At 47.0% G+C, this 10,130-nt stretch carries 1 protein-coding gene; it reads left to right on the forward strand.

From position 1 onward, the window contains the following. The first annotated feature begins 110 nt into the window (after positions 1–110). The gene (locus tag N483_RS02695; protein ID WP_023400718.1) at positions 111–10,130 is read left to right on the forward strand and encodes a hybrid non-ribosomal peptide synthetase/type I polyketide synthase; all 10,020 of its coding nucleotides are present in this window, start codon (positions 111–113) and stop codon (positions 10,128–10,130) included.

The raw sequence follows: 10,130 nt of genomic DNA on the forward strand, positions 1-10,130 counted from the left end.
TTAGAGCTAGGATTGCTGCAGCGGCCTTCATTGCACAAATATTAAAGCCTAAAATAGCGCTTAGCTCCTAACTGAGAGATCACTTAATCACTCTTTTTTGTGGGCATGGCATGAAAACAGACTTAGTGACTACGTTAGTTACATTGGCAAACACACGTGGTGATGACACTGCGTATCAATATTTCTTCTCTGACGACCTTCCCAGTCAAACCTTAACTTATAAACAACTTGATAGTCGCGCAAGGCAAATAGCATCCCAATTGGACAAGCAGTTTGAACGAGGTGATCGCGCGTTACTTCTGTATAATTCTGGGTTTGCATTTATTGAAGCATTTTTCGCCTGTTTATATGCTGGTATTGTAGCTGTACCTGTTTATCCTCCGAAAAAAAATCAAAATATAACCCGGCTGCGCAGTATTATTGAAGATGCTGGAGCAAAAGGTGTGTTAACCAGCGAAAAAGTCAATGAGATTGCACGGCCGCTGTTTGAGTCGGAAACAAGTCTTACAGGTTTGGCCTTATATACGACTGATGCGATAGAATCAGATCCGAGCAGCTGGCAGCCTATTACAGTAAGAGGTCAGGATCTGGCTTTTCTGCAGTACACGTCCGGATCAACAGGTTCACCCAAAGGTGTGATGGTGAGCCATGACAACATCACCGACAACGAAGAGATGATGAAAATTGCGTTTGGCCATAGTAGCGAAACGCCCATAGTAAGTTGGTTGCCTCATTTTCATGATATGGGACTGATTTTTGGCATACTGCAACCCATTTATATCGGCGCGCCAGCCTGTTTAATGAATCCCACTTACTTCCTGCAAAAACCGTTACGCTGGCTTAAATTATTAAGTGAATTCAAAGGTGTGACGTCAAGTGCTCCAAATTTTGCCTATGACCTCTGTGTGGATACGATCAAGGAAGAGGAGTTAGAGGCACTTGATTTATCACACTGGCAGTCAGCACTCAATGGTGCTGAGCCGGTACGAGCGACGACATTAGAGCGCTTTTACAACAAGTTTAAACGGTGCGGATTACGCAAAGGGAGCCTTTCTCCATGCTATGGAATGGCCGAAACAACCTTGTTTGCCAGTGGTGGCGCGTTGCTTGAATCACCAAAAGTACTCAGCCTAAACAACGAAAAGATGCTTGAAGGGCTGGCTAAGATACAGGAACACATCATCGATAATCGGGACAGGTGTTCTATTCCTGAATATCTGGCTGTTTCGAGTGGGCATGCTTGGTGTGATCATGAAATTGCCATTGTCTCACCGAATACACTCCTTCGTTGCCAAGATGGAGAAGTCGGTGAGATCTGGGTTAAAGGCGCCAGTGTTGCAAGGGGTTACTGGAATAAACCAGAACTCACGAAAGAGGTTTTTCAAGCTCATATAGCCGAAGAAGGGGACGGGCCTTACTTGCGTACCGGCGATCTCGGTTTTTTGCATCAGCAAGCGCTGTTTGTCACAGGTAGATGTAAAGATGTTTTGATTTTCCGTGGCAAAAATTATTATCCGCAAGATATAGAGCTAACAGTAAGTGATTCGGATGATGCGTTAGAGAGCAATGGTGGTGCTGCTTTTTCTATTTATGCAGATAGTGAAGAGCGCTTGGTGATCGTGCAGCAGCTAAAGCGCACAGCAATCCGTAAAGTGAATAAAGCACAGGTGATAGAGAAAATTATCAGCGCGGTTGTCGAGCACCATGGTATTGCGCCCTATGATGTTGTGTTAATTAAGCCTGGCAGGCTGTGTAAAACTTCGAGCGGCAAAGTACAGCGCCAAGAGAATAAAGCGCACTATGAGCAAGCCCGCTTTGAAGCATTGGCTGCGTTTAAACCGGAGAAAGAGCCGCAGCGTCAAGCGCCTGAAGCCCCTGTGACAATCCATTCAGATTCGGCATTGTCTACTGCAGTTTGCAAGTTGCTGCAAAATATCATTGCTATGGAAGTTGGCATTGAAAGTACCAAGTTAGATATCGATGCATCCTTTTTATCTTTGGGTGTTGATTCCATGAAAGCGGTGCGTATTTCTGGTGAATTGATGGAGCTGCATGGTATTGAATTGGAGTCAACCATCTTGTATGAGTACCCAAGTATTGCAGAGTTAGCGGGCTACTTGTGCCAATTTGATGAGGTAAAATCTCTATTAGCTAGCAGTGGCGAAGGGCATCCAGCGCAAAAGTTTGAGGCCAAACTACAGTCAAATTCAAAAAGCACGGACTCTCAAACACAAGCTGTGGAGCAAGCGCCACAGCAGGAAACCGACATTGCGATCATTGGTATGGCTTGTCGCTACCCAGAGGCTAGTGATCTAGACTCATTGTGGCAAATATTGATGGATGAACACGACGCCATCACGACCCCAAGCGATGCCCGTCAGCAACTTTGCCCGCAGGTCAATGCCAATCGCTTTGGGGGATATATAGAGGGGATCTCTGAGTTTGATCATACCGTATTTGGTATATCGCCAAGTGAAGCGCAGCACATAGATCCGCAACAGCGGCTGCTACTAGAAAACACATATCATGCCATTCAATCAGCCGGTTATATGCCGTCCGAGTTAACGGGTCAACGGATCGGTGTGTATGTAGGGATCTCACAAAGCGATTATTTTTCTGAATCTCAACAAGTAGAAAAAAGCAGCGCGTACCTAGGTACTGGAACGGCACTCAGCATTGCGGCCAATCGCTTATCTTACTATTACAATTTTACTGGCCCGAGTTTGGCAATTGATACCGCCTGCTCTTCGTCGCTGGTTGCATTGCATCACGCAGTGCAGGCCGTGCGTGCGGGAGATATAAAGCAAGCGTTGGTTGCTGGGGTGAATTTAATCTTGAACGACGATGTGTCGCAAGCATGCGATAACGCACAAATGTTGGCAAGCGATGGCAGGTGTAAGACTTTTTCGGATAGCGCCAATGGCTATGTGCGCAGTGAGGGAGTAGGTTCAATATTAATCAAACCACTCACGCAAGCACTGGCTGACAAAGATCCTATTTATGGCGTGATCAAAGGCAGTGCAGTCAACCAAGATGGTCGCAGTAACGGAATTACAGCACCGAATGGACGAGCGCAGCAGCAAGTCATCAAGGCAGCGCTTGCACACGCGGGTGTTGAGGCGCAAGACATTCATTATGTAGAAGCACATGGAACCGGTACTGAACTTGGGGACCCCATAGAAGTCTCGGCGTTGCAGCAAATATACGGTCAACGGCGTCAAAGTAAGCTTATCGTCGGTTCAGTTAAAGCCAATATTGGTCATCTGGAATCGGCTGCAGGATTGGCGGGTTTAATTAAAACCATGCTGTGTATGACGCACCAAAAAATACCAGCTCAGCGCTATAGCGAGAAATTAAACAGCCATATAGCTTGGGATAAATGTGCAATCACGGTCCCCAAAAAAGTTATAGATTGGCCCGTCTACAAAAATAAATTGGCGCTAGCTGCTGTGAGCTCATTTGGTTTTGGTGGTACTAATGCGCATGTCATATTGGCGCCCCCGCCTCAACAAACGGAGCAAGGTCGCTCAGCAGAGAAAGCTAATTGTTATGTTCTGCCACTGTCAGCAAAATCACCAAAAGCGCTATCGCGGTGGGCCCATCAGTATGCTGAGCAGTTGCAAACTTTAGCCGATGCGCAATTTGGTCGCTTAGTTTATCAGACGGCGACAGCGCCTGATTTAAAAGGGGTAAAAAAGGCTTTTTATGGCACTGAGCGTGAGGCCTTAATAGAGCAACTCACGACGTGCGCAGAATCTGATATCGCGCAGAGAAATGCAACTCAGCATCATTCGCCAACAACAGTATTTTTGTTCACAGGGCAAGGCTCACAATATCCGGATATGGGTAAATCACTGTACGCGTCACAAACAGTATTTAAAGCAGCCATTGACGAATGTGAAGCTTTGTTATCGCCATATTTTGATGAACGTTTGACTGTGGTTTTGTACCAAGATCCACACGGTCAATTATTAAATCAAATTCGCTGGACTCAAGTGGCTATTTTCGCAGTTGAATATGCGATGGCGAAGTTGTTACTCAGTTTAGGCGCTGTGCCAGAGGTACTTATTAGCCACAGTGTCGGAGAATATGCGGCGGCATGTATTGCGGGCGTGATGTCTTTGTCTGACGCAACTAAGCTTATAGCGACACGCGCCCAGCTGATGCATGAATTGGATGCGGGCGGCAAAATGATTGCGGCCAGATGTACAAAACAGCGTGCTCAGGCAGTAATTGCGGCATATGACCAAAATGCGGCTATTTCTGGGTATCACGGTGAAGCTGGCGTGGTATTTTCAGGCAGTGACAACGCCATTGCGCACATTTCAAAAGAGTTAGCACGTTCAGAAATACGCGTGAAAGAGCTAAATACTGGTGCTGCGTTTCATTCGCCTTTAATGCGCCCTATGTTGGATGAATTTGCAAAAGCACTGAACACCATCACATTACAGAAACCTACTGTGAAGTTTATTTCGTCCGTAACCGGAAAAGCAGAAGACTCAAGACTGACGAAGCCTGAATATTGGTGCGAGCAAATTGTTGAGCCAGTGTGTTTTGATGCGTGTTTGCACGAGCTGAGTGAGCTGGCACCAGTTTGTGTTGTGGAGCTTGGTCCTAAACCGATTTTGAGTGCCTTGGCACAAGAAAACCTTCCTCAAGTAGAAGGGCCTTATCTACATGTGCTGCATGATAAAGGATGTGATCGCGCGCGTCTTGGAAATAGTATCGCAACATTTTATGAGCTTGGGGTGGAGCTTGACTGGGCGAAGCTTTATCCATCGCAATCTCAAAATGACACTTTCCGAGAGCCGCTTCCTCTTTATCCATTCGATCAGCATACTCATTGGATTGGGGCGACTGATGTGGTATCGAGATCCGAACCAGTGCCGCCGCAAGCAGCAAGCAATGAGTTGCAAAGAACACAAGCGATTGAAGAGTTTGTATTGTCGACGTTGGCAAAAGAATTAGGTATGTCGACCGTGCAGATAGACCCTCACTTGGCACTCTTAGAAATGGGGGTGGACTCGTTGATGATTATGCGAGCGGTGCGCATCTTTGAAAAACAATTCGATTTAGAATTTAGTGTCAGGCAGTTTTATGAAGAGCTAAGTAATGTCACTAACTTAGTCGACTACATTGCACAGCACAGTGATTATTTAACGGACGTTTCAGTTGATGAACAGAGTGAGCCGAACGCAGCTGTGCAGATCAGTGACAGTGTCGCGACTACGGCGACACAAATCGAAAGTAATGTGATAGTGAGTATTTGCCAGGCCCAACTGCAAGCCGCAGCGAGTGTGAGTTGTGAAGCTGCTCAGCAAAGTGTATCTGAAGTAACCGCACAGCAGCTGTCTTGGCTCAGCGGACATCCTCAGAACACTAAGCACCAAATGAAAGCAGTAGCTAACCACACAGAGGCTGATAAACCAAAGAGTGTGCCGCCAAAGAGCAGCTCCAAAGTAAACACAACGTCGGCAATATTGCCAGGATTTCAAGGCAAACAATTGCACCATAGCGCAGGCACCAAAGCGATGCGCCAGCACGGTGAGGCATTGAGCGCACAATATTGCAAAAAGACCGCGACGTCCAAGCAGTTGATTGCTCAGCACCGTGAACAGCTCGCTGATTGTCGAGCTTCTGCTGGGTTTAGATTATCCAGCAAAGAAATGCTCTATCCCATTTATGCACAGCGCTGTGAAGGATCGCGTATTTGGGATATTGATGATAACGAGTATATCGACATCACCATGGATTTTGGTGTGAACTTGTTTGGTCACAAGCCCGCTTTTATTACTGAGGCAATTTCACAGCAGTTAAATAATGGCATTCAATTGGGGCTTGCCAGCCCGCTGGCGTGTGAGGCCGCATCACTAATTAGTGAATTGACTGGGCTCGAACGCGTGTCTTTTTGTAATTCGGGCACCGAAGCTGTGATGACGGCACTGAGGCTGGCTCGAAACAAAACCAAGCGTCATCTTGTTGTACAGTTTGAAGGCGCGTATCACGGCCATTTTGATGGTACGTTGGCTGCTGCAGCCCCTGGTAATGAAGGGGTGGAGCCCATGTGCTCAGGTGTACGTCAGGGCGCAATTGATGACAATTTAGTGCTCAAATACGGTGATGAGTCAGCACTGGAGCAAATTAAAGCCAATGGTCATGATATTGCAGCAGTACTGGTTGAGCCTGTGCAAAGTCGACACCCAGATCTGCAACCCTTTAAGTTTTTGAAGCAACTTAGAGCGCTTACGCAGTCGCTTGGTATTGCGTTGATTTTTGATGAGATGATAACTGGGTTTAGAGCACATCCAGGCGGCGTGCAAAGGTTGCTGGGTGTGCAGGCAGATATGGCTACCTATGGCAAAATTGTGGGTGGTGGACTGCCGATAGGTGTGGTGGCAGGAAGTGCCGAGTACCTAGATGGCATCGATGGGGGGATGTGGCAATATGGCGATAATTCATTCCCAGAGGCTGATACCACATTTTTTGCTGGCACTTTCTGTAAACATCCGTTGAGTATGGCCAGTGCAGTAGCGGTGCTCAAAGAGATCAAACGCCAAGGTGCCTCCCTTCAAACTGCGCTTGAACAAAAAACTAGCTATTTGCGTGACACCTTGAATGCATTTTTTGCACAACATGATATTCCGGTTGCTATCACATCATTTTCTTCACTGTTTCGTTTTCAGTTTAGTCAAAACCTAGATGTCTTTTTCTACGAGCTGCTCAACCGAGGTGTGTTTATTTGGGAAGGGCGAAATTGCTTTATCAGTGCATCACATAGTGATGAAGACATTGAATTTGTTATTGGTGCAGTAAAAGGCAGCGCACTGGCGTTAAAAGGTGCTGGTTACTTCGGTCAGCAGCAAAATGCTGCGGTCGAACCTGATGGCGCAGGCAAAGTAAATCACACGACAGAGCCAGTTGCTTTAACTCAGGGTCAAAAGCAGTTATTGGCTTTGGCGCTTCGTAGCGAGAATGGCGCACTGGCATACCACCTTCAGGCCAGTATCGGATTGTCAGGTGCTCTTGACATAGAGAGGCTCAAAAGTGCTGTGCAGCATGTGGTGCAGGCATTTCCGCAGCTTAGTTTTGGTGTTGATATTAATGAGTTGGTGCATGTTGCACGGGCAATGCCCGAACTGGAAGTCTGCCGTACGGAGCATCCGTTAACTTTGCAAAATGCCCAGCGACAGTTAACGGAATTACGTTATCAGCGCTTTGCATTTGAGCGAGACGCTTTGTGCCGTATTTGTTTGCTCAGCGATGACAATCAGCAGCATTATCTAAGTGTTATTGCACACCATATCGTCTGTGATGGTATCTCTTTGCAAATAATCTTGGCAAGCATTGCACACTATTACAACAATGGCGGGGGCTCCTTTGTAGCGGGTGTGCCTGGTTATGAAGCTTATGTGCAAGCGCTAGCAAGTTATGATGATTCTGCAACTCAGCAAAAAGATGAAGTGTACTGGCATGCGCAGTTAGCTGGTAGCGAGCAGCTCGCGTTGCCACTTAAGCGCGCAGCCAAAGCGCAGTCTAACTTTGAAGTAAGGTCGCTGAGGTATGCGCTGCCAGAGCTAGCCATACAAAACCTGCATGGCCTAGCTAAGTCTCAAGGGTGTGGATTATTTGCAACCTTGCTAGCTTGTTACATGGTCTGGTTGCAAAGGTTGTCTCAGCAAAACCGTATCGCTGTGAATATTCCAGTTTCAGATCGTCAGTTATTGTCACCGGAATTTGATGCAGATGTGCTGGATGAGCAGCTTGTGGGCTATTGCACAAATATGTTGCCACTGCAGCTAGACATCGACTTAAGCCTGACATTTGGTGCGCTCATCTCGCAAGTACAAGCACAATTATTAACCGCATTAGAGCACCAGCATTACCCCTATTCACAATTGTGTGAGCAAGCTTGGACGCTGCCCAATACTGTTTTTAACTTTGACCGTGTACAAGCTCTGCCAGAGTTCGCTGGGCTAGATCTTACCCCCATCGCTAACGAAACGCACTTTGGCCAATTTGATCTGTCATGCAATATCTTAAATATAGGTGAGCAGTGGTGGTTAGAACTCGATTATCAAGGTGATCGATTCGATGAGGAGATGATCAGCAGTTATGCCCGTGCTTGGCTGGCAATGACAGAGTTGATTACGGTCGACCAAACACTAAGCAGTGATGTATTGGCACTGCATAAATGTGAAGTACATCATGCTTTGAACAGCCGTCAGTTAGCAAGGTCACAATCGTTTTCAGATGATGCTCCTCTCACCGAACTGCTGTCTGACCAAGTATTAAAAACACCGCAGCGGGTAGCGGTACAGGATGACCTTTTCCAGCTCAGTTACCAAGACTTAGCAACACAATCTAATCAGTTAGCCAACTATTTAATTCAACAGGGTATTGGCAAAGGTAGTTTGGTTGCGGTGGCGATGTCCCGCAGTGCGAAGCTGGTGGTGACACTATTGGCCGTATTAAAAACAGGCGCAGCTTACTTGCCCATTGATGTGAGTTATCCGCAAGCGAGAGTGAAAGAAGTTTTGGCTGATTCACAGGCCGGTTTATTGCTGTGTGACGCACCGTGTGCAGAAATAAAGACCATGACTGACGCACACACTCAGTGTATCGATATTGATTTTGAAGCTGAGTCTATCGATGCATGCCAGAGTACACCTCCAAGTCGCAGTATTGAGTCTGAGCAACGTGCTTATGTCATATATACCTCAGGTTCAAGTGGTCGACCTAAGGGTGTAGAAATCTCCCATGGTGCATTGAGCAACTTTTTGGTTTCGATGCAAAACACACCTGGCATAGCGCAACATGACCGAGTTTTAGCTATTACCACAACGGCATTTGATATTGCTGCCTTGGAGCTATTTCTACCACTAGTTTCAGGCGCTTCAGTGGTTGTCGCCAGTGATGCTGTATGCAGTGATCCACTTGCTATCGCGGAATTGATTGAGCGGGAGCAGATCTCTTTTATGCAGGCGACACCGACACTTTGGCAATTACTGATAAAGGCTGCACCAAGTTGTGTATCGAATCTTACGGTGCTTTGTGGCGGTGAGCCTTTGGAAAAAAGCTTGGCGGGAAGCTTGTTAGCGCAGGGTGCAAGCGTTTGGAATATGTATGGCCCTACCGAAACCACCATCTGGTCTAGCGTGGCATGTATAACCGATGAGCATGATATTACGATAGGTGACGGAATAGTCAATACTGGGCTATTGGTGATGCCTGAGCAGACCAGTGGTGATAGCGTGCCGCTACCCATTGGGGTGTGGGGCGAGTTGTGGATAACGGGTGCAGGTCTGGCGCTGGGTTATCTCAATCGCAAGGCGCTTACTGCACAGCGTTTTGTCTCTCATACTGTGCATGAGCAAGTGCTGCGTTGTTACAAAACGGGCGACCGAGCGAGGCGTTTGCCAGATGGTCGGTTAGAGCTTCAAGGGCGGCTGGATAGTCAGGTGAAGCTGCATGGGCATCGTATTGAATTGGCGGAAGTCGAATACCAGCTGCGCAAATTGCTGGGTCAAGATGATGTACGTGTATTGGTAAAAACAACTGAACAAGGCAGTTCGCATCTATGTGCATTTTGTTTAATGGGCACACGTCAAGACGTGCAGTGGGAATACAGCGCAATTAGACAACATTTGATGATGAAACTACCCAGTTATATGGTCCCTGAGCATGTTAGCTGGTTGAGCCAATGGCCACGAACTCCAAATGGTAAGGTAGATACTCAAGCCCTGTTGTTGCCGCAGCTATCGACTGAGCAGGAAGTACGCTATCGCGCGCCTGAAACAGCGCTTGAAAAGTCTCTTCATGAGTTCTTTGTGGCTCTGCTTCCTGTCGAAAAGTTGAGTGTGGATAGTAGCTTTTTTGATTGCGGTGGTAATTCTGTATTGGCTATGCAGCTCGTTTCGAGGGTAAATCGAAACTATTCGGTACGCTGTACTGTGGCAGATATATTTGATTTTAGCAGCATCTCATTGCTGGCTCAGCGTCTTACTGACCTTCAAAGCGCGGCTCAGACAGGCCCGGATGCAACCCAAGTGGAAGTTATAAGTGACATAGTTAGTGGGCGTGATATTAGCGCGGCTTTTGATGATCAATCCATGACAGAGATGGACTTATAA

It is taken from the genome of Pseudoalteromonas luteoviolacea NCIMB 1944 (assembly GCF_001625565.1).
Classification (GTDB): Bacteria; Pseudomonadota; Gammaproteobacteria; order Enterobacterales; family Alteromonadaceae; genus Pseudoalteromonas; species Pseudoalteromonas luteoviolacea_F.

Excerpts from the sequence above, each read along its gene's own strand:
- N483_RS02695 (WP_023400718.1), top strand. The coding sequence starts at position 111 with ATGAAAACAGACTTAGTGACTACGTTAGTTACATTGGCAAACACACGT.